The organism is Streptomyces sp. HNM0645, from assembly GCF_030056615.1.
Lineage (GTDB): Bacteria > Actinomycetota > Actinomycetes > Streptomycetales > Streptomycetaceae > Streptomyces > Streptomyces marianii.
Genome location: NZ_JASHLT010000049.1, coordinates 21,880 through 46,845 on the forward strand (window position 1 = coordinate 21,880; position 24,966 = coordinate 46,845).

Annotated in this window: 24 protein-coding genes; 4 read left to right on the forward strand and 20 right to left on the reverse strand. The window is 70.9% G+C overall.

The window, feature by feature from the left end:
• Positions 1 to 8 precede the first annotated feature (8 nt).
• From nuoK to QMZ92_RS28345, 11 genes are all read right to left on the reverse strand, one after another.
• Positions 9 to 308 carry an NADH-quinone oxidoreductase subunit NuoK gene (gene nuoK, locus QMZ92_RS28295; RefSeq protein WP_093661653.1) on the reverse strand — a complete coding sequence of 100 codons (300 nt, stop codon included), beginning with the start codon at positions 306 to 308 and terminating at the stop codon, positions 9 to 11.
• On the reverse strand, positions 305 to 1,204 hold the full coding sequence (locus QMZ92_RS28300) for an NADH-quinone oxidoreductase subunit J (RefSeq protein WP_283300351.1): 900 nt from the start codon (positions 1,202 to 1,204) through the stop codon (positions 305 to 307). The genes nuoK and QMZ92_RS28300 overlap by 4 nt, the downstream gene beginning before the upstream one ends.
• Positions 1,201 to 1,836 (reverse strand): NADH-quinone oxidoreductase subunit NuoI, encoded by a 636-nt coding sequence (gene nuoI, locus QMZ92_RS28305; protein WP_283300353.1) that lies wholly within the window; start codon positions 1,834 to 1,836, stop codon positions 1,201 to 1,203. Before nuoI ends, QMZ92_RS28300 begins: the two co-directional genes overlap by 4 nt.
• A complete protein-coding gene (nuoH, locus tag QMZ92_RS28310) occupies positions 1,829 to 3,238 on the reverse strand; it encodes an NADH-quinone oxidoreductase subunit NuoH (protein ID WP_283300354.1) in 1,410 nt (469 codons plus the stop codon). Before nuoH ends, nuoI begins: the two co-directional genes overlap by 8 nt.
• Positions 3,235 to 5,763: an NADH-quinone oxidoreductase subunit G gene (locus tag QMZ92_RS28315; RefSeq protein WP_283300355.1), complete on the reverse strand. Its 2,529-nt coding sequence runs from the start codon at positions 5,761 to 5,763 to the stop codon at positions 3,235 to 3,237. The genes nuoH and QMZ92_RS28315 overlap by 4 nt, the downstream gene beginning before the upstream one ends.
• Complete coding sequence (gene nuoF / locus QMZ92_RS28320) at positions 5,760 to 7,124, reverse strand: NADH-quinone oxidoreductase subunit NuoF (protein WP_283300356.1); 1,365 nt, start codon at positions 7,122 to 7,124, stop codon at positions 5,760 to 5,762. Before nuoF ends, QMZ92_RS28315 begins: the two co-directional genes overlap by 4 nt.
• A complete protein-coding gene (gene nuoE / locus QMZ92_RS28325; RefSeq protein ID WP_283300429.1) occupies positions 7,124 to 7,981 on the reverse strand; it encodes an NADH-quinone oxidoreductase subunit NuoE in 858 nt (285 codons plus the stop codon). Before nuoE ends, nuoF begins: the two co-directional genes overlap by 1 nt.
• Positions 7,982 to 7,998: 17 nt before the next feature.
• Positions 7,999 to 9,321, reverse strand: a complete 1,323-nt coding sequence (locus tag QMZ92_RS28330) for an NADH-quinone oxidoreductase subunit D (protein ID WP_283300357.1) — start codon at positions 9,319 to 9,321, stop codon at positions 7,999 to 8,001.
• Complete coding sequence (locus tag QMZ92_RS28335; protein ID WP_138053739.1) at positions 9,318 to 10,046, reverse strand: NADH-quinone oxidoreductase subunit C; 729 nt, start codon at positions 10,044 to 10,046, stop codon at positions 9,318 to 9,320. The genes QMZ92_RS28330 and QMZ92_RS28335 overlap by 4 nt, the downstream gene beginning before the upstream one ends.
• Before the next feature lie 88 nt (positions 10,047 to 10,134).
• A complete protein-coding gene (locus QMZ92_RS28340) occupies positions 10,135 to 10,689 on the reverse strand; it encodes a NuoB/complex I 20 kDa subunit family protein (protein WP_007383964.1) in 555 nt (184 codons plus the stop codon).
• A 14-nt stretch (positions 10,690 to 10,703) separates the two neighbouring features.
• Positions 10,704 to 11,063, reverse strand: a complete 360-nt coding sequence (locus tag QMZ92_RS28345) for an NADH-quinone oxidoreductase subunit A (RefSeq protein ID WP_093661633.1) — start codon at positions 11,061 to 11,063, stop codon at positions 10,704 to 10,706.
• Between the two features lie 692 nt (positions 11,064 to 11,755).
• Between QMZ92_RS28345 and QMZ92_RS28350 the strand changes: the two genes are divergently transcribed.
• On the forward strand, positions 11,756 to 12,553 hold the full coding sequence (locus QMZ92_RS28350) for a C40 family peptidase (RefSeq protein ID WP_283300359.1): 798 nt from the start codon (positions 11,756 to 11,758) through the stop codon (positions 12,551 to 12,553).
• A gap of 190 nt (positions 12,554 to 12,743) precedes the next feature.
• Here the strand turns inward: QMZ92_RS28350 and QMZ92_RS28355 are convergent, their stop codons facing one another.
• On the reverse strand, positions 12,744 to 14,033 hold the full coding sequence (locus QMZ92_RS28355; RefSeq protein ID WP_283300360.1) for a geranylgeranyl reductase family protein: 1,290 nt from the start codon (positions 14,031 to 14,033) through the stop codon (positions 12,744 to 12,746).
• 99 nt (positions 14,034 to 14,132) lie between these two features.
• Between QMZ92_RS28355 and QMZ92_RS28360 the strand changes: the two genes are divergently transcribed.
• Complete coding sequence (locus QMZ92_RS28360; protein ID WP_283300361.1) at positions 14,133 to 14,645, forward strand: GNAT family N-acetyltransferase; 513 nt, start codon at positions 14,133 to 14,135, stop codon at positions 14,643 to 14,645.
• Here QMZ92_RS28360 and QMZ92_RS28365 read toward each other — a convergent pair.
• The 6 genes from QMZ92_RS28365 to QMZ92_RS28390 all read right to left on the reverse strand — a co-directional run bounded on the left by QMZ92_RS28365 (position 14,635) and on the right by QMZ92_RS28390 (position 21,414).
• Positions 14,635 to 15,543, reverse strand: coding sequence for a zinc ribbon domain-containing protein (locus tag QMZ92_RS28365; protein ID WP_283300362.1), 909 nt, complete (start codon positions 15,541 to 15,543; stop codon positions 14,635 to 14,637). The genes QMZ92_RS28360 and QMZ92_RS28365 overlap by 11 nt on opposite strands.
• Positions 15,544 to 15,688: 145 nt before the next feature.
• Positions 15,689 to 16,600, reverse strand: a complete 912-nt coding sequence (locus QMZ92_RS28370) for a glutaminase (RefSeq protein WP_138053743.1) — start codon at positions 16,598 to 16,600, stop codon at positions 15,689 to 15,691.
• Between the two features lie 18 nt (positions 16,601 to 16,618).
• Entirely contained in the window at positions 16,619 to 17,314 is a 696-nt protein-coding gene (locus tag QMZ92_RS28375) for a demethylmenaquinone methyltransferase (protein ID WP_283300363.1), read from the reverse strand.
• 450 nt (positions 17,315 to 17,764) lie between these two features.
• Positions 17,765 to 18,418 (reverse strand): amidohydrolase family protein, encoded by a 654-nt coding sequence (locus tag QMZ92_RS28380; RefSeq protein WP_283300364.1) that lies wholly within the window; start codon positions 18,416 to 18,418, stop codon positions 17,765 to 17,767.
• Between the two features lie 7 nt (positions 18,419 to 18,425).
• Positions 18,426 to 19,625, reverse strand: a complete 1,200-nt coding sequence (mqnC, locus tag QMZ92_RS28385) for a cyclic dehypoxanthinyl futalosine synthase (RefSeq protein WP_283300365.1) — start codon at positions 19,623 to 19,625, stop codon at positions 18,426 to 18,428.
• Positions 19,626 to 19,773: 148 nt separating this feature from the next.
• A complete protein-coding gene (locus QMZ92_RS28390; protein WP_283300366.1) occupies positions 19,774 to 21,414 on the reverse strand; it encodes a serine/threonine-protein kinase in 1,641 nt (546 codons plus the stop codon).
• 208 nt (positions 21,415 to 21,622) lie between these two features.
• Here QMZ92_RS28390 and QMZ92_RS28395 point away from each other — a divergent pair, with 208 nt between their 5' ends.
• Complete coding sequence (locus tag QMZ92_RS28395; protein WP_283300367.1) at positions 21,623 to 22,654, forward strand: alpha/beta hydrolase; 1,032 nt, start codon at positions 21,623 to 21,625, stop codon at positions 22,652 to 22,654.
• 132 nt (positions 22,655 to 22,786) lie between these two features.
• Here the strand turns inward: QMZ92_RS28395 and QMZ92_RS28400 are convergent, their stop codons facing one another.
• The gene (locus QMZ92_RS28400) at positions 22,787 to 23,599 is read right to left on the reverse strand and encodes a menaquinone biosynthetic enzyme MqnA/MqnD family protein (RefSeq protein ID WP_283300430.1); all 813 of its coding nucleotides are present in this window, start codon (positions 23,597 to 23,599) and stop codon (positions 22,787 to 22,789) included.
• 404 nt (positions 23,600 to 24,003) lie between these two features.
• Here QMZ92_RS28400 and QMZ92_RS28405 point away from each other — a divergent pair, with 404 nt between their 5' ends.
• A complete protein-coding gene (locus tag QMZ92_RS28405; protein WP_017948713.1) occupies positions 24,004 to 24,207 on the forward strand; it encodes a cold-shock protein in 204 nt (67 codons plus the stop codon).
• Between the two features lie 228 nt (positions 24,208 to 24,435).
• On the opposite strand, the gene QMZ92_RS28410 is transcribed toward QMZ92_RS28405, so the two are convergent.
• The gene (locus QMZ92_RS28410; RefSeq protein ID WP_283300369.1) at positions 24,436 to 24,918 is read right to left on the reverse strand and encodes a GNAT family N-acetyltransferase; all 483 of its coding nucleotides are present in this window, start codon (positions 24,916 to 24,918) and stop codon (positions 24,436 to 24,438) included.
• Positions 24,919 to 24,966 lie beyond the last annotated feature (48 nt).

Consider the following 24,966-nt stretch of genomic DNA (forward strand, 5'->3'; position numbering starts at 1 on the left):
GCGACCCCTTACAGCTTCATCAGACTGGCGTCGTCGACCGAGGCCGAGTGGCGGGAACGGAACAGCGACACGATGATCGCGAGCCCGACCACGACCTCGGCGGCGGCGACGACCATCGTGAAGAAGGCGATGATCTGGCCGTCGAGATTGCCGTGCATCCGGGAGAAGGCGACGAGCGCGAGGTTGCAGGCGTTGAGCATGAGCTCGATGCACATGAAGACGACGATCGCGTTCCGCCTGATCAGTACGCCGGCCGCGCCGATGGTGAACAACAGGGCGGCGAGGTAGAGATAGTTGACGGGGTTCACCGCTTGGCCTCCTGTCCGTCGCGGCGGCCGTCCCGGCCGCGTTCGTCCTGGTCCCGGTCGAGGCGTTCCTCGGAGCGGCGCTCCAGCGCCTTGAGGTCGTTCAGTGCCTCACGGGACACGTCCCGGACCTGGCCGCGGGAGCGCAGCGTCTTGCTGACGGTGAGCTCCGACGGGGTGCCGTCGGGGAGCAGACCGGGGATGTCCACCGCGTTGTGGCGTGCGTACACGCCCGGGGCGGGCAGCGGAGTCGGGAGCTTCCAGCCGTAGGCCGCCGACGAGGGGTGGCGGTCGGGCGACGGGAGGGCGCTCGCCTCGCGCACGCGCTGCTCGGCCAGTTCCCGCTGGGTCCTCGCGCGCTCCGTGCGCTCCCGGTGGGTGAGCACCATCGCGCCGACCGCCGCCGTGATGAGCAGGGCGCCGGTGATCTCGAACGCGAAGACGTACTTGGTGAAGATCAGCGCCGCCAGGCCCTCGACGTTGCCCGCCGCGTTGGCCTCGCCGAGTCCGATGAAGGACCCCGGGCCCAGCGAGGCGTGGCCGATGCCCGCGATCATCAGGACGCCGAAGCCGATGCCGCAGAGGGCCGCCCACCAGCGCTGGCCCTTCAGGGTCTCCTTGAGGGAGTCCGCGGCCGTGACACCGACCAGCATGACGACGAACAGGAAGAGCATCATGATCGCGCCGGTGTAGACGACGATCTGGACGACGCCCAGGAAGTACGCGCCGTTGGCGAGGTAGAAGACCGCCAGGACGATCATGGTCCCGGCGAGGCACAGCGCGCTGTGCACGGCCTTCTTCATCAGGATGGTGCACAGCGCCCCGACGACGGCGACGGTGCCGAGGACCCAGAACTGGACGGCCTCGCCGGTGGAGGTCGCGGCGGCCAGCGCGCTCATGCGTCGACCTCCTTCTTCGCCGCCGGCCCCTCCGGCCCGGAGCCGGCGTCCTGCGGCTTCTCCCCCTTGGACACGGCGACCTGGCGCTCGGTGCCGGGGGCGGCCTCGGTGACCAGCCCCCGGTAGTAGTCCTGCTCGTCCGTGCCGGGGTGGATCGCGTGCGGGGTGTCGACCATGCCGGGCTCGAGGCCCGCCAGCAGCTGCTCCTTGGTGTAGATCAGGTTCTCGCGGGAGCTGTCGGCCAGCTCGAACTCGTTGGTCATCGTGAGCGCCCGGGTCGGGCACGCCTCGATGCACAGCCCGCAGAGGATGCAGCGGGCGTAGTTGATCTGGTAGACGCGGCCGTACCGCTCGCCGGGCGAGTACCGCTCCTCCTCGGTGTTGTCCGCGCCCTCCACGTAGATCGCGTCGGCCGGACAGGCCCAGGCGCACAGCTCGCAACCGACGCACTTCTCCAGCCCGTCCGGGTGCCGGTTGAGCTGGTGCCGGCCGTGGAAGCGCGGCGCCGTCGTCTTCTGCTGCTCCGGGTACTGCTCGGTCAGCCGCTTCTTGAACATGGCCTTGAAGGTCACGCCGAAGCCGGCGACCGGGTTCTGGAACGCGCTCCCGGAATCCTCGGGTCGCTCAGACACCGTCAGCCTCCTTTCCGTCACGAGGTCCGTCACTGTCAGTATTCGCGCCGCCACTGACAATCAGCTCGCGGTCGCGACGGGGCCGCCTTCGCGGAACCTGCGGCAGCACCTGTCCGGGCAGCGGGGGCACCGGGAAACCGCCGGCCATCGGGTCGAACGCCCCGGGCGCACCGCCCTGTTCGGCCTCCGCCTCCTCGGCCGCCTCCGCCTCGGCCCGTTCCCTGCGGCCGCGGAAGAGGTCCGCGACGAAGGACAACAGCAGGACGGCGAGGACCGCACCGCCGACGTACAGCACGATCTGTGAGAAGTCGCGGCCGTCGTTGCGCAGCGCCCGCACGGTGGCGACGAGCATCAGCCAGACGACCGAGACCGGGATGAGCACCTTCCAGCCGAGTTTCATCAGCTGGTCGTAGCGGACGCGCGGGAGCGTGCCGCGCAGCCAGATGAAGAAGAAGAGCAGCAACTGCACCTTGATGACGAACCAGAGCATCGGCCACCAGCCGTGGTTCGCGCCCTCCCAGAAGGTGCTGACCGGCCACGGGGCCCGCCAGCCGCCCAGGAAGAGGGTGACGGAGACCGCCGCGACGGTGACCATGTTCACGTACTCGGCGAGCATGAACATCGCGAACTTGATCGACGAGTACTCGGTGTTGAAGCCGCCGACGAGGTCGCCCTCGGACTCCGGCATGTCGAACGGCGCCCGGTTGGTCTCACCGACCATCGTCACGATGTAGATGAGGAACGAGACCGGCAGCAGCAGGACGTACCAGCGGTCCGCCTGTGCCTCCACGATCGTCGAGGTCGACATCGAGCCGGAATAGAGGAAGACGGAGGCGAACGCGGCGCCCATGGCGATCTCGTACGAGATCATCTGGGCGCAGGAGCGCAGTCCGCCGAGCAGCGGGTACGTCGAGCCGGACGACCAGCCGGCGAGCACGATGCCGTAGATGCCGACCGAGGCCACCGCGAGGATGTAGAGCATCGCGATCGGCAGGTCGGTGAGCTGCATCGTGGTCCGCTGGCCGAAGATCGAGATCTCGTTGCCGGCCGGGCCGAACGGGATCACGGCGATCGCCATGAAGGCCGGGATGGCCGCGACGACCGGCGCGAGGACGTAGACCACCTTGTCCGCGCGCTTGACGATCACGTCCTCCTTGAGCATCAGCTTGACGCCGTCCGCGAGGGACTGGAGGAGGCCCCACGGACCGTGCCGGTTGGGGCCGATGCGCAACTGCATCCACGCGACGACCTTGCGCTCCCACACGATGGAGAACAGCACGGTCACCATCAGGAAGGCGAAGCAGAAGACCGCCTTGACGACGACGAGCCACCAGGGGTCCCGCCCGAACAGCGAGAGGTCCTCCGCCGCGAGCAGCGTCTGGTCGAGGAGTGCCGGGTTCACGCGCGCACCTCCGGTACGTCGTCGGGGCCGGCGGTCCCGTGGCCGGCCGTTGCCGCCGGGCCGACGCGGACGAGCCGGCCGGGCGTCACGCCCGTGTCGCTCAGCACGCCGCCGCCGGCCGAGTTGAGCGGGAGCCACACCACGTGGTCGGGCATCTCGGTCACCTGGAGCGGGAGTTGCACGGAACCGGAGGGACCGCTGACGGCGAGCAGATCGCCGTCCTTGACCCCGGTCTCGGCCGCGGTGGCGGCGGAGAGCCGGGCGACGGCCGCGTGCCGGGTGCCGGCCAGCGCCTCGTCGCCCTCCTGGAGGAGCCCCTGGTCGAGCAGGAGCCGGTGACCGGCCAGGACCGCCTCGCCCTCGCCGGGGCGGGGCAGCGGCCGGGCGGACTCGGCGGGCTGGTCCGCCCGGGGGCCGGTCCAGCCGCCGAGCCGGTCCATCTCGCGCCGTACGGAACGGAGGTCGGGCAGGGCGAGGTGCACGTCGAGCGCGTCGGCGAGCATGTGCAGCACCCGCGCGTCCGCCGGCGGCAGCGGGCGGGTCATCTGGTCCGGCTTGAGCGCGGCCTCGAAGAGCCGTGCCCTGCCCTCCCAGTTGAGGAACGTGCCCGGCTTCTCGGCCACGGCCGCGACCGGGAAGACCACGTCGGCCCGCGAGGTGACCTCGGAGGGCCGCAGTTCCAGCGAGACCAGGAAGCCGACCGAGTCGAGCGCCTCCCGGGCACGTGCCGGGTGGGGCAGGTCGGCGACCTCGACGCCGGCGACGACCAGGGCGGCCAGTTCGCCGTTGGCGGCGGCCTCCACGATCTGCCCGGTGTCCCGGCCGTAGCGGTGCGGCAGTTCGCGTACGCCCCAGGCCGCCGCGGTCTCCTCGCGGGCCCGCGGGTCGGTGGCGGGGCGACCGCCGGGCAGCAGGGACGGCAGGGCGCCGGCCTCGACGGCGCCGCGCTCGCCGGCGCGGCGCGGGATCCAGACCAGCTCGGCGCCGGTCGCCGTGGCGGTGCGCGCGACCGCGCTCAGAGCGCCCGGTACTCCGGCCAGCCGCTCACCGACGACGATCACGGCGCCTTCTGCCCGCAGCGCCTCGGCGGCCGTGGCGCCGTCCCCCTCGAGCCCGGTGCCCGACGCCAGCGCGTCCAGCCATTCGGCCTCGGTGCCGGGAGCCGCCGGAAGCAGCACGCCCCCGGCCTTCGTGAGCCCGCGGGTGGCGTGCGTGGCGAGGGCGAACGTCCGCTGGCCGTGCTTGCGCGCGGCCTTGCGCAGCCGGAGGAAGACCCCCGGAGCCTCCTCCTCCGCCTCGAAGCCCACGAGCAGCACCGCCGGGGCCTTCTCCAGCGAGGCGTAGGAGACGCCCGCGCGGTCGAGGTCCCGGCCGCGGCCGGCGACCCGGGCGGCGAGGAAGTCGGCCTCCTCCGAGGAGTGGACCCGGGCCCGGAAGTCGATGTCGTTGGTGTCGAGGGCGATCCGGGCGAACTTGGCGTACGCGTAGGCGTCCTCGAAGGTCAGCCGACCGCCGGTGAGCACCGCGGCCCGGCCGCGTGCCGCCGCGAGTCCGGTGGCCGCCGCCTCCAGCGCCTCCGGCCAGCTCGCGGTCTCCAGCTCGCCGGTCTCCCTGTTGCGGACGAGCGGCGTGGTGAGCCGGTCGCGCTGCTGGGCGTAGCGGAAGGCGAACCGCCCCTTGTCGCAGATCCACTCCTCGTTGACCTCGGGGTCCTCGGCGGCGAGCCGCCGCATGACCTTTCCGCGCCGGTGGTCGGTGCGGGTCGCGCAGCCACCCGCGCAGTGCTCGCAGACGGACGGCGACGAGACGAGGTCGAAGGGCCGGGAGCGGAACCGGTAGGCCGCCGAGGTCAGCGCGCCGACCGGGCAGATCTGGATGGTGTTCCCGGAGAAGTAGGACTCGAAGGGGTCGCCCTCGCCCGTGCCGACCTGCTGGAGCGCGCCGCGTTCCAGGAGTTCGATCATCGGGTCGCCGGCGATCTGGTTGGAGAAGCGGGTGCATCGCGCGCACAGCACGCACCGCTCGCGGTCGAGCAGCACCTGGGTGGAGATGTTGATCGGCTTCTCGTACGTCCGCTTCCTGCCCTCGAAGCGGGACTCCGCCTGACCGTGCGAGACGGCCTGGTTCTGCAGCGGGCATTCGCCGCCCTTGTCGCAGACGGGGCAGTCGAGCGGGTGGTTGATGAGCAGCAGCTCCATCACGCCCTGCTGCGCCTTCTCGGCGACGGGCGAGGTGAGCTGGGACCTGACGACCATGCCGTCGGTGCAGGTGATGGTGCAGGAGGCCATCGGCTTGCGCTGGCCCTCGACCTCGACGATGCACTGACGGCAGGCGCCGGCCGGGTCGAGGAGCGGGTGGTCGCAGAACCGGGGGATCTCGATGCCGAGCTGTTCGGCGGCCCGGATGACCAGGGTGCCCTTCGGTACGGAGATCTCGACCCCGTCGATGGTCAGCGTGACCAGGTCCTCCGGCGGGACCGCGGCGCTCCCGCCGCCGGTGTTCGCGGCGGACGTGGTGACGGTCATGCGTCCACCTCCAGGTTCGACACGGCCCAGGCCGTGGACTTCGCGGGGTCGAAGGGGCAGCCCCGGCCGGTGATGTGCTGCTCGTACTCGTCGCGGAAGTACTTCAGCGAGGAGAAGATCGGCGCCGCGGCGCCGTCACCGAGGGCGCAGAACGACTTGCCGTTGATGTTGTCGGCGATGTCGTTCAGCTTGTCGAGGTCCTCCGCCGAGCCCTTGCCCGCCTCGATGTCGCGCAGCAACTGGACCAGCCAGTAGGTGCCTTCGCGGCAGGGCGTGCACTTGCCGCAGGACTCGTGGGCGTAGAACTCGGTCCAGCGGGTCACGGCCCGGACCACGCAGGTCGTCTCGTCGAAGCACTGGAGCGCCTTGGTTCCGAGCATGGAACCGGCGGCGCCCACGCCCTCGTAGTCCAGCGGCACGTCGAGGTGCTCGTCGGTGAACATCGGGGTGGAGGAGCCGCCGGGCGTCCAGAACTTCAGCCGGTGGCCGGGGCGCATGCCGCCGCCCATGTCGAGCAGTTGGCGCAGCGTGATGCCGAGCGGGGCCTCGTACTGACCGGGGCGCGCGACGTGGCCGCTCAGCGAGTACAGCGTGAAGCCGGGGGACTTCTCGCTGCCCATGGAGCGGAACCACTCCTTGCCCTTGTTGAGGATCGCGGGAACGGACGCGATGGACTCGACGTTGTTCACCACGGTGGGGCAGGCGTACAGACCGGCGACCGCGGGGAAGGGCGGCCGCAGCCGGGGCTGTCCGCGCCGGCCCTCCAGCGAGTCCAGCAGGGCGGTCTCCTCACCGCAGATGTACGCGCCGGCGCCGGCGTGCACGGTGAGTTCGACGTCGAGTCCGCTGCCGAGGATGTTCTTGCCGAGGTAGCCGGCGTCGTACGCCTCGCGGACGGCCTCGTGCAGCCTGCGCAGTACGGGGACGACCTCACCGCGCAGATAGACGAAGGCGTGGCTGGACCGGATCGCGTAGCAGGCGATCACGATGCCCTCGATGAGGGAGTGGGGGTTGGCGAAGAGCAGCGGGATGTCCTTGCAGGTGCCCGGCTCCGACTCGTCGGCGTTGACGACGAGGTAGTGCGGCTTGCCGTCGCCCTGCGGGATGAACTGCCACTTCATCCCGGTGGGGAAGCCGGCGCCGCCGCGGCCGCGCAGCCCGGAGTCCTTCACGTACGCGATCAGGTCGTCGGGGGCCATGGCGAGGGCCTTGCGCAGTCCCTCGTAGCCCTCGTGCTCGCGGTAGGTCTGCAGGGTCCAGGACTCGGGCTGGTCCCAGAAGGCGGAAAGGACGGGCATGAGCAGCTTCTCGGGGCTGGTCCCGCCGCCTGCCTCCGGCCCGTACTCGGTGGACACGGTCATCACTCCCCCTCCTCGGATACCGGGCCGGCCGGGTGGGCCGGGTCCGACGCCGATGTGGCCTGTGAGTCGTTCTGCGTCCCGGAGGGACTCGTCGAGGGGTGGTGGTCGGGCGACGGGCTCGCGTGCGAGCTGAGGTGCTCGCCCGGGGGCTCGTCCTGCGGAGCGGCGCCGCGCGGGTGGACGACCCGCGGCTGGGGGGCCTCGCCCTTGGCCAGCCGGAGGCCGACGAGGGAGGCGGGGCCGGCGCCGCCGGTGGCCTCGACGGCTCCGGGGCGCTCGTCGGGGAAGCCGGCCAGGATGCGGGCGGTCTCCTTGAACGTGCACAGCGGGGCGCCGCGGGTGGGTTCGACGCTACGCCCGGCCCTCAGGTCGTCGACGAGCCGTCGGGCCGACTCGGGGGTCTGGTTGTCGAAGAACTCCCAGTTGACCATCACGACGGGGGCGAAGTCGCAGGCCGCGTTGCACTCGATGTGCTCGAGGGTGACCTTGCCGTCCTCGGTGGTCCCGCCGTTGCCGACGCCGAGGTGCTCCTTGAGCCCGTCGAAGATCGCGTCGCCGCCCATCACGGCGCAGAGGGTGTTGGTGCAGACGCCGACCTGGTACTCGCCGGACGGCTTGCGGCGGTACATCGAGTAGAAGGTCGCGACCGCGGTGACCTCGGCCGTCGTCAGGTCCAGGACCTCCGCGCAGAACCGCATGCCGGTGCGGGTGACGTGGCCCTCCTCCGACTGCACGAGGTGCAGCAGCGGCAGCAGCGCGGACCGGCTGTCCGGGTAGCGGCCGATGATCTGCCGGGCGTCCGTCTCCAGCCTCGTGCGCACCTCCGCCGGATAGTCGGGGGCGGGGAGCTGGGGCATGCCGAGCGATACGTCTGTCACCGGTCGACGCCTCCCATCACGGGGTCGATGGACGCGACGGCGACGATCACGTCGGCGACCTGGCCGCCCTCGCACATCGCCGCCATGGCCTGCAGATTGGTGAAGGACGGGTCGCGGAAGTGGACCCGGTAGGGGCGGGTGCCGCCGTCCGAGACGACATGGACGCCGAGCTCGCCCTTGGGGGATTCGACGGCCGCGTACGCCTGTCCTGCCGGAACCCGGAAGCCCTCGGTCACCAGCTTGAAGTGGTGGATCAGGGCCTCCATGGAGGTGCCCATGATCTTCTTGATGTGGTCGAGGGAGTTGCCGAGGCCGTCCGGGCCGAGCGCGAGCTGCGCGGGCCAGGCGATCTTCTTGTCCTCGACCATCACCGGTCCTGGGGCGAGCCGGTCCAGGCACTGCTCGACGATCCGCAGCGACTGCCGCATCTCCTCCAGCCGGATGAGGAAGCGGCCGTAGGCGTCGCAGGTGTCCGCGGTCGGGACGTCGAACTCGTAGTTCTCGTACCCGCAGTACGGATCGGACTTGCGCAGGTCGTGCGGGAGGCCGGTGGAGCGCAGGATCGGGCCCGTCGCGCCGAGTGCCATGCAGCCGGCGAGGTCGAGATAGCCGATGTCCTGCATCCGGGCCTTGAAGATGGGGTTCCCGGTGGCGAGCTTGTCGTACTCGGGAAGGTTCTTCTTCATCGTCTTCACGAACTCGCGGATCTGGTCGACCGCGCCCGGGGGCAGGTCCTGGGCGAGACCGCCGGGGCGGATGTACGCGTGGTTCATCCGCAGGCCGGTGATCAGTTCGTAGATGTCGAGAATGAGTTCACGATCACGGAATCCGTAGATCATGACCGTGGTCGCGCCCAGCTCCATGCCGCCGGTGGCGATGCACACCAGGTGCGAGGAGAGCCGGTTGAGCTCCATCAGGAGCACCCGGATGACCGAGGCACGGTCGGGGATCTGGTCCTCGATGCCGAGGAGTCGCTCGACGGCGAGGCAGTACGCCGTCTCGTTGAAGAACGGCGTCAGGTAGTCCATGCGCGTGACGAAGGTGGTTCCCTGCGTCCACGTCCGGTACTCGAGGTTCTTCTCGATCCCGGTGTGCAGGTACCCGATGCCGCAGCGGGCCTCGGTGACGGTCTCGCCGTCGATCTCGAGGATCAGCCGGAGCACTCCGTGGGTGGAGGGGTGCTGGGGTCCCATGTTGACGACGATGCGCTCGTCGTCGGCCTTGGCCGCGGTCTCCACGACCTCGTCCCAGTCCCCGCCGGTGACCGTGTGGACGGTTCCCTCGGTGGTCTCGCGCGAGCTTGCCGATGAGGTGGTCACGAGTACGACCTCCGCTGGTCAGGAGCCGGGATCTGGGCGCCCTTGTACTCGACGGGGATGCCGCCGAGGGGGTAGTCCTTGCGCTGCGGGAAGCCCTGCCAGTCGTCCGGCATCATGATCCGGGTGAGGGCGGGGTGGCCGTCGAAGACCAGACCGAAGAAGTCGTAGGTCTCGCGCTCGTGCCAGTCGTTGGTCGGATAGACCTCGACGAGCGACGGGACGTGCGGGTCCGTGTCCGGGGCGCTGACCTCCAGCCGGATCAGCCGGCCGTGGGTGAGCGAACGCAGGTGGTAGACGGCGTGCAGCTCGCGCCCCTGGTCACCGGGATAGTGGACGCCGCTGACCCCCGTGCACAGCTCGAAGCGGAGCGCCGGGTCGTCGCGCAGCGTCCTGGCGACCCGGACGAGGTGCTCGCGCGCGATGTGGAAGGTGAGTTCGTCGCGGTCGACGACGGTCTTCTCGATCGCGTTCTCCGGGAGGAGGTCCTGCTCCTCCAGGGCGCCCTCGAGCTCGTCGGCGACCTCATCGAACCAGCCGCCGTAGGGGCGGGTGGCGGCGCCGGGCAGCCGGACGGAGCGGACGAGTCCGCCGTAGCCGGAGGTGTCGCCGCCGTCGCCGGCGCCGAACATGCCGCGCTGGACGCGGATCTCCTCGCCGTGCTCACCGCGCTGGCCCGGCAGGTTCTGCTCGGAGAGCTCCTTCTCCGGGTTCGGCTGGTCGGTCACTTGTGCACCCCCTTGATCGCTTCCCCGCCCGTCCGGCACAGGGGTGCGGGTTTCGTCGTCTGCGGCCCGGCGGCCGTGTGCGCGCCGCTCACCGGAGCAGGCCCTTCATCTCGATCGTCGGGAGCGCCTTGAGTGCCGCTTCCTCCGCCTCGCGGGCCGCTTCCTCCGCGTTCACACCGAGCTTCGAGCTCTGGATCTTCTGGTGGAGCTTGAGGATGGCGTCCATCAGCATCTCCGGCCGAGGGGGGCAGCCGGGCAGATAGATGTCAACGGGAACAATGTGGTCAACACCCTGCACAATCGCGTAATTGTTGAACATTCCGCCCGATGATGCGCAAACCCCCATGGAAATCACCCACTTGGGATTGGGCATCTGGTCGTAGACCTGGCGCAGGACGGGCGCCATCTTCTGGCTCACCCGGCCGGCCACGATCATCAGGTCGGCCTGCCGGGGCGATCCGCGGAAGACCTCCATACCGAAGCGGGCCAGGTCGTAGCGGCCGGCGCCGGTCGTCATCATCTCGATGGCGCAGCAGGCGAGGCCGAAGGTCGCGGGGAAGACGGACGCCTTGCGCACCCAGCCCGCGGCCTGCTCGACGGTGGTCAGCAGGAAGCCGCTCGGCAGTTTCTCTTCGAGTCCCATTGCTCCTCAGCCCCTCAGTCCCATTCCAGGCCGCCGCGCCGCCAGACGTAGGCGTAGGCGACGAAGACGGTGAGCACGAAGAGCAGCATCTCCACGAGCCCGAAGATCCCCAGGGCGTCGAACGTGACGGCCCATGGATAGAGGAAGACGATCTCGATATCGAAGATGATGAAGAGCATCGCCGTCAGGTAGTACTTGATCGGGAAGCGGCCCCCTCCGGCCGGCGTCGGCGTCGGCTCGATACCGCACTCGTAGGCCTCGAGCTTCGCGCGGTTGTACCGCTTCGGGCCGACGAGCGTGGCCATGACCACGGAGAAGATCGCAAAGCCTGCCCCTAGGGCGCCGAGCACGAGGATGGGCGCGTAGGCATTCACGCTCCTCGCTCCTTCCAGTCGTCCTTGACCGTTGGACCGCACCGGGTCTCGCCTCGCCGCCCCGCGAAGATCACGCTCATGTGAGGCAGTTCACAAGCCCGACTGCTCCGCATCCTATGCCCGCTGGTCTGTGATCTGCGACACGGGGTACGGCAACGACTTTGTGATCTCCACCACCTGACGAAGGATCATGAAGTCGGATGAGCGGTGATCTTCATACGGGAAGCGCACGAGCGGCTACAAAACGTGACCATTTCGATCGTTGCCGCTGGTCAGAGGTGGGGGTCACTAGCAGGGGCGACGCCGTCCAGGCAAATTGGCGATGGACCGGACCGGGTGATAAAGGACGACCTTCACTCACGCGAGGGGCGGGGCGGACGGAAGTGGACACGTGCACTTGTTCACGAGCGCCCCGAGGGTGGACCACGGTGACCATTCTGTGACCTGCGCCACTCGAGCCACCGCCCGAAAAACCGGGGCTTGGCCATCGGTGTGAAGGGGTGGTAAGCGACGGGCAATACGGACCTTTTCACGAAAGCCCGTGTCCACAGCCCTGATCACGTCTGCCCGTTTTGTCCGTTACGGCGTCAATAAAGGTGGCACACGGGCGGATTCGGGCCCCCTCGGCGGCAACTGTGGTGGAAACCACGTTTCTTGATGGGAACCGTAGAGCCCTGATAGCGGTTGTACCCATGTCCCACACCGCTCACATACGTAGCCACCGGAAGCCCCGCCGCAGCTCCTCGAAGCTCGCGCTGCGCGCCGGAGTTGCCGGTGGCGTCCTCAGCACCATCGCGGTGGCCGGAAGCGCCGGGCCGGCGAACGCCGAGCCGGTGACCGAGACCATCGAGATGCCCGCGCTCACCTTCGACGGCCCGGAGCTCGCCGGCGCGGTCGCCCTCTCCGCCGAGGCGACCCAGCAGGCAGCCCTGGACCTCGATCTGCAGACCCAGGAGGACGCCGCCGCGGCCAAGGCCGCGAAGGCCGCGAAGAAGGCCAAGGCCGAGGCCGAGCGCAAGGCGGAGGCCGAGCGCAAGGCCGAGGAGGCCGCCCGCGCCGCGGTCGAGGAGCGTTCCTCCCGCTCGTCCGAGCGCACCACCCTCTCCAGCGCCTCGCAGAGCGTCTCCAACGCGTCCGGCTCCGCCGCGACCGTCGTCGCCTTCCTCAAGGCGCAGCTCGGTGACGCCTACGTCCTGGGCGCCACCGGCCCCAACTCTTGGGACTGCTCCAGCCTCGTCCAGGCCGCGTTCCGCCAGGTCGGCATCGACCTGCCGCGCGTCTCCCAGGACCAGTCGGTGGCCGGCACCCAGGTCTCCCTGAACAACATCCAGGTCGGCGACATCCTCTACTGGGGCGGCGCCGGTTCCGCGTACCACACGGGTGTCTACATCGGCGACGGCAAGTACCTCGACGCCGCCAACCCGAGCAAGGGCGTCGTCATCCAGGAGCTGTCGGGCTACCCGGCGAGCGGCGCCGTTCGCGTCCTCTGAGCGCTTCTCGAAGCGGTTCCCCCGGCACGCCCGGTTCGTTCCGGGCCGCAGCCGCACGAGGCCACCGTCTCCCCGTCCAGGGGGGCCGGTGGCCTTTTCGCCGTCCCTCCGGGCGGCCCTCACGGCCCCTCGGGAGGCTGCCGGGGTGGGGCCCGGGGGAGGACGCCCGCCCTCCCCCGGGCTCCGCGTGTCAGGCCTTCGGGGCCACCTTGGAGAGACCGTTGATGATCCGGTCCATCGCGTCGCCGCCTGACGGGTCCGTGAGGTTCGCCAGCATCTTCAGCGTGAACTTCATCAGCAGCGGGTGCGTCAGCCCCCGCTGCGTGGCGATCTTCATGACCCTCGGGTTGCCGATGAGCTTCACGAACGCCCGGCCCAGCGTGTAGTAGCCGCCGTAGGTGTCCTTCAGGACCTTCGGGTAGTTGTGCAGGGCCAGTTCCCGCTGGGCGGGGGTGGCCCGGGCGTGGGCCTGCACGATGACGTCGGCGGCGATCTGGCCGGACTCCATGGCGTAGGCGATGCCCTCGCCGTTGAACGGGTTGACCAGACCGCCCGCGTCGCCGACGAGCAGCAGGCCCTTGGTGTAGTGCGGCTGTCGGTTGAACGCCATGGGGAGTGCGGCGCCCCGGATCGGGCCGGTCATGTTGTCCGGCACGTAACCCCAGTCCTCCGGCATCGAGGCGCACCAGGCCTTCAGGACCTCGCGCCAGTCGAGCTCCTTGAACGACGCCGAGGTGTTCAGGACCCCGAGGCCGACGTTGGAGGTGCCGTCGCCCATGCCGAAGATCCAGCCGTAGCCGGGCAGCAGCCGGTCCTCCCCGGGGCCGCGACGGTCCCACAGCTCCAGCCAGGACTCCAGGTAGTCGTCGTCGTGCCGCGGGCTGGTGAAGTACGTGCGGACGGCGACGCCCATGGGGCGGTCCTCACGCCGGTGCAGTCCCATGGCGAGGGAGATCCGGGAGGAGTTGCCGTCGGCGGCGACGACCAGCGGGGCGTGGAAGGTGACCTCCCGCTTCTCCTCACCGAGCTTGGCGTGGACGCCGGTGATCCGGCCGGTCCGGTCGTCGATGACGGGCGCGCCGACGTTGCAGCGCTCGTACAGCCGCGCGCCGGCCTTCTGCGCCTGCCGCGCCAGCTGCTCGTCGAAGTCGTCCCGCTTGCGGACGAGTCCGTAGTCCGGGTAGCTGGCCAGCTCCGGCCAGTCCAGCTGCAGCCGGACACCGCCGCCGATGATCCGCAGGCCCTTGTTGCGCAGCCAGCCGGCCTCTTCGGAGACGTCGATGCCCATGGCGACCAGCTGCTTGGTGGCGCGGGGGGTGAGCCCGTCGCCACAGACCTTCTCACGGGGGAACGCCGTCTTCTCCAGCAGCAGTACGTCCAGGCCGGACTTGGCCAGGTAGTAGGCGGTCGTCGAACCGGCCGGGCCTGCCCCGACGACGATCACATCTGCGGTGTGCTCGGAGGGGGTCGTCTCGGTCACGGCGGGTTCTCCCGAAGACTCGAATTCGCGTGCCGTGCGGCACAGGTCGTGTGCAGTCTATGGGGGCGTACCGACCGGCGACCGAAGGGCTCCCCCGCGATGACCGCAGCGTCTCTCCCCGTCGTACAGCTCCGTGTGCCCACCGAGGAGGACACGTTCGCCTGGCACCGCGTCTTCGACGACCCCGAGGTGATGGAGTTCCACGGGGGCAGGTCCGCCGAGGTGTCCGTGTACGAGGAGCTCACCGCCCGGCAGCGGCGGCACGACGCGGAACGGGGCTTCTGCCTGTGGACGCTGTTCGACGAGGCGGGCGAGGTCCTCGGCTTCACGGGCGCGCAGCCCTGGCCGCACGAGTCGTTCGGGCCGGTCGGCGAGATCGAGATCGGCTGGCGTCTCGCGCGGCCGTACTGGGGCCGCGGCTATGCGACCGCCGCCGCCCGGACGGCCCTGGACCGGCTGCGCGCGGCCGGCGTTCCCTCCGTGGTCGCCATGGTCGACTCCCGCAACCAGCGGTCGATCGCCGTGACCCGGCGCCTGGGCATGGAGCTCTCCGAGACGTACGCCGTTCCGGACTCCGAACGCAAGGGGCTCTGCTTCCGGCTCAACCTGTAGCGAACACCGGGTCCGCGGTCCAGGTGGACAGGGCCGTCTCGAAGACGTGCGCGGCGTCCGCCCAGTACAGGTCGCGTTCCGTGAAGTAGATCGCGTACTCGGTGCCGTCCTCGGCGATGTACGACTGGTCGATGCCGCGGATCGTCTCGCCCGACTCGGCGTGCGTGTAGGTGTACTCCCAGACCGCCCCCGGGCGTCCGTGGAAGGTGTTCGTCTCCAGCCGCAGCCGCCGGTAGTCGGCGTTCTTCGAACGGGACCCGGCCTCGATGGAGGTGAGGTTCTCCAGGGATGTGTACGGGGCGGACCGCACCACGCCGACGAGGATGTGGGACATCCCCGTGGAACCGGCGTAGGTGATCTGCCCGTTCACCTCCTTCTGGCGGTACCAGACGGACGGGATCGCGAACGAGAAGCCGGCCGGGTCGTTCACGCGCCTGAAGCCCTCGGGCACACCGGGGTCACCGCCGCCCGGCGCGCCGGTGCGGGGCGTCCCGGGCCGGGCGGGCGTGGCCGCGGGCGGAGGCGTCCGGGCGGGCGCGGGGCTGGCGAGCGGTGCACCCGTGTGGCTCGTGGCGGCCGGTGAAGGCCGCGCCGGGACGGCCGCCGCGGGCCGCTCCCCCGGTCCGGGCCCGGAACCCTCGTCCTTGAGCAGCAGCACGCCCGCGGTGGTGCCCGCGCCGAGCACGAGTGCCGCCGTCAGGGTCCCGCCCCACACGAGCGCGCGGCTGCGCCCCGGCCCCGCGGCGGGCGACGCGGCCGGGGGCGGAGCTCCGGGGCCCACCCAGGTGGGGCTGTACGAGGCCGCCGCGGCCGGCTGCGGGCGCTCCCGTCCGCACGTCATGCAGAAGCGTGCCTCGGCCGGGGAGGTGTTCCCGCAGTACGGGCAGTTCGACGCCAAGGGGAGCTCCAGGGGGAAATCGGATCCGGTCGGTGTGAACGACCCATCTTGCCCACCCGCCGGTTCCCGTCAACGCGCTTTCACCACAGAGCGGTTGCCCCTTGAGGACGAGGCCGGCGACCACCCGCGACGTACTCCCGTACGGTCAGAACACCGACAGCCCGGTCAGCGTCGTGAACCGGTCCAGCGCCGCCACGCCCGCCACCGAGTTGCCCTGCCCGTCCAGCCCCGGGCTCCACACGCACAGCGTGCACCGCCCCGGCACGACCGCCACGATCCCGCCGCCGACCCCGCTCTTGCCGGGCAGCCCGACCCGGTAGGCGAACTCGCCCGCGGCGTCGTAGGTACCGCAGGTGAGCATCACCGCGTTGACCTGCTTCGCCTCGCTGCGGGTAAGCAGCCGGCTGCCGTCGGCCCGCAGCCCGTGACGGGCCAGGAAACGGGCCGCACGGGCGAGATCGGCGCAGTTCATCTCGATCGAGCACTGCCAGAAGTAGTGGTCGAGCAACGCCGGAACGGAATTGGCGATGTTGCCGTACGAGGCCATGAAGTGGGCCAGCGCGGCATTGCGATCGCCGTGCGCGGACTCGGACCCGGCGACCTCCGGGTCGAAGGCCAGCTCCGGGTTGCCGCTCTCCTGCCGCAGGAACTCCAGCACCTCGCTGCTCGCGTCCCCGGTCAGGGTCAGCAGCCGGTCGGTGACGACGAGCGCTCCGGCGTTGATGAAGGGATTGCGCGGGATGCCGTTCTCGTACTCCAACTGCACCAGGGAGTTGAACGGATTGCCGGAGGGCTCCCGGCCCACGTGCTCCCAGAGGCCGTCGCCGCCCAGGGAGAGCGCGAGGGCCAGGGCGAAGACCTTGGTGACCGACTGGGTGGAGAAGGGCCGCTCCCAGTCGCCGACGCCGTGGACCTTTCCGTCCAGGTCGGCGATGGCCATGCCGAAGTGCCGCGGGTCGACGGCGGCCAGGGCCGGGATGTACTCGGCCGGGGTGCCGCTGCCGACCAGCGGTGCGACGTCCTGCTCGATCCGCTCGAGGATCGCCTGGTAATCCATGGTGCGGTCCCCGGGGGCTTACTGGGACTTGGTGCCGCGGTGCAGCGCGACGATCCCGCCGCTCAGATTGCGCCAGGCCACCTTCGACCAGCCGGCCTTCTGGAGCATCCCGGCGAGCTCCGCCTGCTCGGGCCAGCACCGGATCGACTCGGCGAGGTAGACGTACGCGTCGGGGTTGGACGAGACCGCGCGGGCGACGGGCGGCAGGGCCCGCATCAGGTACTCCTCGTACACGGTCCGGAACGGCGCCCATGTCGGGTGCGAGAACTCGCAGATGACCACACGGCCGCCCGGCTTCGTCACGCGGTACAGCTCCCGAAGGGCCCGGTCGGTGTCCTGGACGTTGCGCAGGCCGAAGCTGATCGTCACGGCGTCGAAGGAGTCGTCCCGGAAGGGGAGCTTCGTCGCGTCACCGGCGGTCAGCGGCAGCCACGGGTGCCGCTTCTTGCCCTCGCGCAGCATGCCGAGCGAGAAGTCGCAGGGCACGACGTACGCGCCGGTGCGGGTGAAGGGCAGCGAGGACGTGCCGGTCCCGGCCGCCAGGTCGAGGACGCGCTCGGCGGGCCGTGCCCCGACCGCCTGGGCGACCTCCCGGCGCCAGCGCCGGTCCTGGCCGAGCGAGAGCACGTCGTTGGTGAGGTCGTAGTTCGCCGCGACATCGTCGAACATCGAGGCGACTTCGTGCGGCTGCTTGTCCAGGGAAGCGCGGGTCACTGGCGTTCGGCCTCGCAGTGTCGGGTGCGGACGGTACGGCGGCCATTGTCTCAGGCACACCACGGCGGGCCCGGCGGGGGCGTGCCGATGGGTTCCGGACCCGGCCCAGGGCGTGTTCCGAGAGTGCGTCGCCCGCCCGCAGGGCGGGGCGGGGACATCCGGTGCGTGCGATCGCAAAGCGGAGGGAGGAGAGCGCAGCGGGGCCGCGCCGACGACCGGCAACGCCCGAGAGGGGCCTGCCGGACACCCCCGGCCGGACGGGACCTTCGAAGCACGCCCCAGCACCTAGTGCTGTGACCGGAAGGGGTCACCGGCTCGCGACGCCCGGCACGGCACCTCGCGGCGTTGTCGGAGTCGCCCGAGTACGCCCGGTACGAGGGCGAACCTCCGCCTTGCGATGCACCGCACCGTACGCCGCGAGCTTCCCGGCGAACCTTACCGGCCACAGCACTAGCGCCGCCGGTACACCAGCCGGCCGCGGAGGACGGTGGCGACGCAGGTGCGGGCGCCGTGCTCGAGCAGGGCGGCGCAGGGGTCACCGCCCACCGGTACGTCGAAGACGGCGAAGTCCGCTTCCCCGCCCTCGGGGCCCAGCGGCACCAGGAACGCCTCAGCCACGGAGCCGCCCGCGAACGGGTCCAGGGACGGCGGTCCTCCCCGCTCCGTGAGGCGCTCCACGCACCTGAGCCCGGCTCGGGTCACCGCGTCGAGCACCGCGCCGCGCCAGAGGTCCCCGGCCACCGCCACCGTTCCGTGCGCCAGCATCCGCTGCGCACCGCGCCGTGCACTGGCTCCCCACCGGGCATCCGTCATCTCCAGCGCGGCCGGCGCGGCGCCGGTGAGCGGCTCGGCGCCCAGCTCGCCGGACTCGCGAGGGTCGGGGTGGTAGGCCCGCTCCAGCAGTTCAGGCCCGTACGGATTGCACAGGCCCGGCGTGAGCACCCCGGGCCAGCGCCGCACACGGGCCCCCGGATGGGCGGCGGCCACTGCCTCGTAGGGACCCACGGCGACGATCGCGCTCCCCCGGACGGCGACCGCGCCGCCCGGCACGGGAGCCTCCGGACCGCCCGGCAGCAGTAGGTCCGCCGCGTGAATCGTCAGCACGGCGCACTCAGTTGGCGTTCAGCAGTTTCAGCTCCGGGTGCGCCGTGCCGCCCTCGATCGCCGTCGAGGAGATGTGCGACACGACGCGGTCGTCGGCCGGGTCGTTCGCCGGGTCGTCGTGCACGACGATGTGCTCGTACGTCGTCGTGCGCTGGGCCGGGACGCGGTCCGCGCGGCGGATCAGGTCGATGATCTCCTGCCGGTTGGAGCGGTGCCTGGCGCCCGCCGAGGAGACGACGTTCTCCTCCAGCATGATCGAGCCCAGGTCGTCCGCGCCGTAGTGCAGCGACAGCTGGCCGATCTCCTTGCCCGTGGTCAGCCAGGAGCCCTGGATGTGGGCGACGTTGTCGAAGAAGAGCCGGGCGATCGCGATCATCCGCAGGTACTCGAAGATCGTCGCCTGGGTCCGGCCCTTGAGGTGGTTGTTCTCCGGCTGGTACGTGTACGGGATGAAGGCTCGGAAGCCGCCCGTCCGGTCCTGAACGTCGCGGATCATCCGCAGGTGCTCGATACGCTCGGCGTTGGTCTCGCCGGTGCCCATCAGCATCGTGGACGTCGACTCCACACCGAGCCCGTGCGCCACCTCCATGATCTCCAGCCAGCGCTCGCCGGACTCCTTCAGCGGGGCGATCGCCTTGCGCGGCCGCTCCGGCAGCAGTTCGGCGCCGGCACCCGCGAAGGAGTCGAGACCGGCCGCGCTGATGCGCCGGACGGCCTCCTCCACGGACACTCCCGAGATCCTGGCCATGTGCTCCACCTCGGACGCGCCCAGGGAGTGGATGACCAGCTGCGGGAACTCCTTCTTGATCGCGCCGAAGTGCTTCTCGTAGTACTCGACGCCGTAGTCCGGGTGGTGACCGCCCTGGAACATGATCTGCGTGCCCCCGAGTTCCACCGTCTCGGCGCAGCGCCGCAGGATGTCGTCGAGGTCGCGGGTCCAGCCCTTGGCGGTGTCCTTGGGCGGGGCGTAGAAGGCACAGAACTTGCAGGCCGTCACGCAGACGTTGGTGTAGTTGATGTTGCGCTCGATGATGTACGTCGCGATGTGCTCGGTACCGGCGTAACGGCGGCGGCGCACGGCGTCCGCGGCGGCGCCCAGCGCGTGCAGCGGCGCGGAGCGGTAGAGGTCGAGAGCCTCTTCGGGGGTGATCCGCCCGCCCTCGGCGGCACGGTCCAGGACGGACTGGAGGTCGGCCTTCTGGGTCACCGGGGTGTCACCTTTCGGTGGTGGAACAGGGCGTTACCGGACCGTGCCAGCCTACGACAGGGCCTGTGCGCGGCCCCCGGCGGCACCTCGGCGGCACGCCCGGCCCGGCCCCGCCGGGACTTCGCGCATGCCGGTGGGCGGCCCGCTCTCATCCGCCGCTGCGGGTGAGGTCGCCGACCGGGTTGCCGGCGCGGGCGTCGGCCGAGACGTACCGCAGCGTCCCACCGCTCAGTTCGAGACGCAGGCCCTTGGTGCTCTCGGTGCACATGCCCTTGCTGCGCGGCCCGCGCCGGGCGTCGACGACGAGGGTGCGGGCGTCGGCGCGGGTGGCGGTCAGCAGGTCCTCGCAGATGAAGTTGCCCAGGATGTCGGTCTGCTCGGCCGTGCCTATCCGCTCCCCGGTGCGCCCGCCGGGCTCGATGGTGACCTTCATCGTGCCCGCGGGAAGTCCGGCCGCCGTGATGCTTCCCTCCCAGGTGCCCGCGAAGGTCTTCGGCACCTCGGCCGGGCCCGTCCCGCCGGCGGAGGGAGCGCCGGTCTCCGAGGTCGCGGGCGGCCGGGCCGCGGTGCCGTCGTGGCCGCCGCCACCGCCGGGGAAGAGGTCCAGCAGCACCCCGGCGCCCACCGTCACCGCGGCGAGCGCGCCGGCCACGGCGAGGGCCACGGTGCAGCTGACCTTGCGGGAGCCTCCCGGACGGTCGCTCTCGCGGCGGGTCGTGACCGAGAGGGACACACGCCCGCCGGACTTCGCATCCGCGGGCACCCGCTGCGGAGGAGGCGTCGGCAGGGAAGGCGGCGAGGCGGGCGCGGGCTCGATCGGCGGGCCGAACACGCCCAGGGCGTGGCTGGTGAACGGCACGGGCCCGGACGCCGCCGGGTCCTCAGCGGACGCCGGCTCCAGGTCGAGCAGCCGGACGGCGGTCCGGCTGACCTGCTCCACCAGCGGTCCGGGCAGCCAACCCGCCGCCACGAGCGCCCCGGCGCCGGCCGGCGCGAGCCGGCGGGCCAGCGCGGTGGGCTCCGGGCGGGCGGCCGGGTCCTTGGCGAGGCAGCCGGCGACGAGTTCCCGCAGTTCACCCGTGAGGGAGCCCAGCTCGGGCTCCTCGTGGACCACTTTGTAGAGCAGTGCGGCCGAGGACTCGCCGGGGAACGGCGCGGCGCCCGTCGCCGCGTAGGCGAGCACCGCGCCGAGCGAGAAGACGTCCGCCGCGCCGGCCACCTCTCCCCCGCCGGTGATCTGCTCGGGCGCCATGTAGCCGGGGGACCCGACGGAAACGCCGGTCGCGGTGAGGGACGCCGTGCCGTCGGTGGCCCGGGCGATGCCGAAGTCGATGAGCCGGGGACCGTCCAGGGCCAGCAGCACGTTGGACGGCTTCACGTCGCGGTGGACGAGTCCGGCCGCGTGGACGGCGGCCAGCGCCTCGGCCAGCCCGGCGCCCAGGGTCCGGACCGTGTGCTCGGGCAGCGGCCCGTGCACGGCCACCGCCGCGCCGAGTGCGGGCCCGGCGACGAAACCGGTGGCCACCCAGGGCACGGGCGCGTCGGGGTCGGCGTCGAGGACGGGCGCCGTCCAGGCCCCTTCCACCCGTCTCGCCGCCTCCACCTCGCGCCGGAACCGTGCCCGGAACTGCTCGTCGAGCGCGAAGTGGGGATGAACGACCTTCACCGCGACCGTGCGGCCGCCCTCGCTGCGGGCGAGATAGACCCGGCCCATTCCGCCCGCGCCGAGCCTGCCCAGCAGCCGGTAGGCGCCGATGGCCCGTGGTTCGCCGGCTTCCAGCGGCTGCATGCGCTTCCCTCCCCCTCTTCACGGCGGCCTGCGGGGCACGTCCGGTCCGTCCAGCAGCGTAGGCCCAACGCGTGGGCCGGATCACCGGGATTGGGCCCGGTACGGGACCAACCGATCGGTTCGGGCTCTCATCTCCCTGGTCGTAAACCACTCACCGCGCCTGCAACCCCCGCGAAGCGCGCTTGTCACCGCACAAACGGAGTACGCCATGAAACGGCCGTCCAAGGCGCTCATCGCCACCGTCGTCCTCGGCGCCGTCGCGCTCGCGTCGGGGTGCTCGGCCGAAGGGGAGCCCGTCACCTTCGACGGACCGTCCGCCGCCCCCGCCGGCCGGGATGGCGGCAACGACGGCGCGGCCGCCGCGGAGGCCGCCGCGAAGACCCTGATGCCGACCGGCCCGAAGGCCGAGTTCACCACGCAGAACACCGTCGACGACGGCACCAGGATCGGCGTCACCACGCTGCGAGGCAGGAAGTCCGGATTCACGGGAAAGGTCTGGGTGTGGGCGCCACAGCAGTATTTCGACCCGAAGTACGCGAACAGCGGCTTCCCCGTCCTGATCGCGCTCCCGGGCGGCAACGGCTACCCGAACAATTACTGGATGGGCACCGACCTGAAGCTGCAGAGCAGCATCAGCCGCTGGTCGAAGGAAGGAAAGAGCCTTCCGTTCATCGTGGTGATGCCGGTGCTCAATCCGGATGACAAGTACTACTACGACGGAAGTGACATACCCGGGCAGCCGAAAATGGGCACCTGGATGACCGAGGACGTTCCCGATTTCGTCCGCGCCAATTTCCGTACGTTCACGTCCCGGGACGGCTGGGCGTTCATGGGGTCGTCCTCGGGGGCCTTCGTCGGGCTGAAGTCCGTGCTGAAGCACCCCGACCGGTTCAAGGCGGTGATCGCCTCCGGCCCCGACATCGTGCCGGACTCCCCACTGTGGGCCGGGCACGCCCCGGAGCGGGCGGCGAACGACCCCGAGCGGCTCGCCCGGGCACTCGGCGCGAAGCCGGGCGGCAAGGACACGGACGTCTACCTGGCGTTCCAGGCGGGAACCAGGGAGTCGGCGCTGCGGAAGGTAAGGGCCTTCATCCGGGACCACACCAAGGGGCCCGTGAAGACCCGGCTGCAGCTCATCCAGGACGGCGGGCACAACGCCAGGACGTATGTGAAGGGCATGGAGGACGGGTCGATCGAGTGGATCAGCCGCCACATGCAGGGACCCGTACCCACGCCCTGACCACGGCCCGTCGCGGCCCGAACCGGGCGGCCGCGGCGTCGCGTCCGCCCGGCCCTCCCGCCCGACGTCCCGGCGTCCGGCTCCCGGGTACGGAGCCGTCCCCGCGCCGGGGTCCGGGCGCCGGCGCGGAGCTCAGACGCCGAGCAGTTCGACCGCCACGTCCGGCGCGAACCCCGTGGTCGGGCCGGTCCTGCGGGCGAACTCCCGGACCCCGGCCAGCTGCTCGGGGCCGAAGCGGAAGTCGAGGGTCGTGAAGTAGCGCTCGAGCAGTGCCGCGTCGAACGCCTCCCAGCGCGCCGCCTGCTCGGCGACCTTGGTGACCTCCTGGAGGGAGAGGTCCCGGGAGGCCAGGAACGCCTCGTGGACCTTGCGCACGACGCGGGGCTCCCGCCGCAGATAGTCCTTGCGTGCCGCCCACACCGCGAAGACGAACGGCAGACCGGTCCAGTCCTTCCACATCCGCCCCAGGTCGTGGACCCGCAGCCCGAGCCTCGGTGCGTCGTGCAGCGACGCGCGCAACGCGGCGTCGCCGATCAGCACGGCCGCGTCCGCCTCCTGCATCATCACGCCCAGGTCGGGCGGGCAGGTGTAGTAGTCGGGCGCCACCCCGTACTGATCGGCGAGCAGCAGCTGCGCCAGGCGCACCGAGGTGCGGGAGGTGGACCCGAGGGCGACCCGCGCCCCGCCCAGCTGCTCCAGCGGCAGCTGCGAGACGATCACACAGGACATCACCGGCCCGTCGCAGCCGACCGCGATATCGGGGAAAGCGACGAGATCGTCGGCGTTGCGCAGATATTCCACGAGGGTGATCGGGCCGATATCGAGATCACCGGCGACCAGCCGCTCGGAGAGCTTCTCCGGCGTGTCCTTCGTGAGCTCGAGATCCAGGAGCGTCCCGGTGCGGGCGAGGCCCCAGTACAGGGGCAGGCAGTTCAGGAACTGGATGTGACCGACGCGGGGCCGACTGCGGCGGCCGCGGCCGGCGGCGTTCTCGGCGTGTTCCGCGCGTTCCGCGGGTTCCGCGGGTTCCGCGGGTTCCGCGGGTTCTGCGGGTTCTGCGGGTTCTGCGTGACTGTCCACATCGTGAGGCTAGACCCGGGAGCACGCCTTCGAATGGCCGGGGCACCCCACCTGGAGCGTCAGCATGTCAAGGCGGCATCAAGCGTCCGGGTGACGTGATCTTTCCCTCTACCCATCAGAACACCGTGCATGCTAGGCTCGACGCAAGTTGCAGTTTGGTTTCCCTTGCAGTGCAGAGCCTGCGGAGCATGTGACCCGCAGGCTTTTGTAGTTTTCAGACTTGTTTGCAGGTTCTGGAGCAGGGCAACCCTTTGGCCCAAGGAGGGCTTATGGCTACCGGAACCGTGAAGTGGTTCAACGCTGAAAAGGGCTTCGGCTTCATCGCCCAGGACGGCGGCGGCCCGGATGTCTTCGTCCACTACTCCGCGATCAACGCGACCGGCTTCCGCTCCCTCGAGGAGAACCAGGTCGTGAACTTCGACGTCACGCAGGGTCCGAAGGGCCCGCAGGCGGAGAACGTCACCCCGGCCTAATGCGCCCGGGTCGGCGATCGCGCACGACTTAGCAGTACCCAAGGAGCCCCGCCCGTACCTCGCGTACGGGACGGGGCTCCTGCCTTTTCCGAAACCCGTCGTCCAGGGGTCTTCGTCACCCGGACGGCCGGAAACCCGGAACCGGGAGACAAGGCGCCGGAAACCGGCGGGGAATAGGCGGGGAGCGGGGAGCGGTGAACGGGAAAAGAAGGGGAAGCCCCGGGCTGCTCACAACTCCCGGAACATGATGTTCAGCCCCACCGCGCCGTGTTCCGGATGGCGGAACGCACCCGGGACGGTCCCCAGGACGCGGAAACCCAGCGCCTCCCACAAGCCCGCCGCGGGATTCGTATCCACGACCGCGTTGAAGACCATGCCGGTGTAGCCGTCCCGCCGCGCGCGGTCGATCACGTACTCGGCCAGCCGCCGGCCCACGCCCCGTCCCGCCTGCTCCGGGTCCACCATGAAGGCCGCGTTGGCGATGTGCGCGGCCGGGCCGCCGTAGTTGGGCCGTAGGTACGCCGACGCGACCACCGCGCCGCCCTCGGACTCGGCCACGAACACCCGGTGGGAGGGCGCCATCCACAGGGCGCGGGCCGCGGACTCGGAGGTGTCCGGGTCCCACGCGTAGGTGTCGCCGGCGGACACGATCCGGTGCCAGAACGGCCATATCCGATCCCAGTCCTGCCCGGTCGCCTCTCTGATCAGCACGGTTCAAGTGTCCCAGAGCCCTGACCGGCGGCCGGGCGCGTCCGTACC

Bases quoted from the DNA above. Each gene is read 5' to 3' on its own strand.
- QMZ92_RS28300 (WP_283300351.1), bottom strand. From the start codon at position 1,204: ATGAGCGCGCTGGCCGCCGCGACCTCCACCGGCGAGGCCGTCCAGTTC.
- QMZ92_RS28315 (WP_283300355.1), bottom strand. From the start codon at position 5,763: ATGACCGTCACCACGTCCGCCGCGAACACCGGCGGCGGGAGCGCCGCG.
- nuoF (WP_283300356.1), bottom strand. From the start codon at position 7,124: ATGACCGTGTCCACCGAGTACGGGCCGGAGGCAGGCGGCGGGACCAGC.
- nuoE (WP_283300429.1), bottom strand. From the start codon at position 7,981: ATGCCCCAGCTCCCCGCCCCCGACTATCCGGCGGAGGTGCGCACGAGG.
- QMZ92_RS28340 (WP_007383964.1), bottom strand. From the start codon at position 10,689: ATGGGACTCGAAGAGAAACTGCCGAGCGGCTTCCTGCTGACCACCGTC.
- QMZ92_RS28350 (WP_283300359.1), top strand. From the start codon at position 11,756: ATGTCCCACACCGCTCACATACGTAGCCACCGGAAGCCCCGCCGCAGC.
- QMZ92_RS28360 (WP_283300361.1), top strand. From the start codon at position 14,133: ATGACCGCAGCGTCTCTCCCCGTCGTACAGCTCCGTGTGCCCACCGAG.
- QMZ92_RS28370 (WP_138053743.1), bottom strand. From the start codon at position 16,600: ATGGATTACCAGGCGATCCTCGAGCGGATCGAGCAGGACGTCGCACCG.
- QMZ92_RS28390 (WP_283300366.1), bottom strand. From the start codon at position 21,414: ATGCAGCCGCTGGAAGCCGGCGAACCACGGGCCATCGGCGCCTACCGG.
- QMZ92_RS28395 (WP_283300367.1), top strand. From the start codon at position 21,623: ATGAAACGGCCGTCCAAGGCGCTCATCGCCACCGTCGTCCTCGGCGCC.
- QMZ92_RS28405 (WP_017948713.1), top strand. From the start codon at position 24,004: ATGGCTACCGGAACCGTGAAGTGGTTCAACGCTGAAAAGGGCTTCGGC.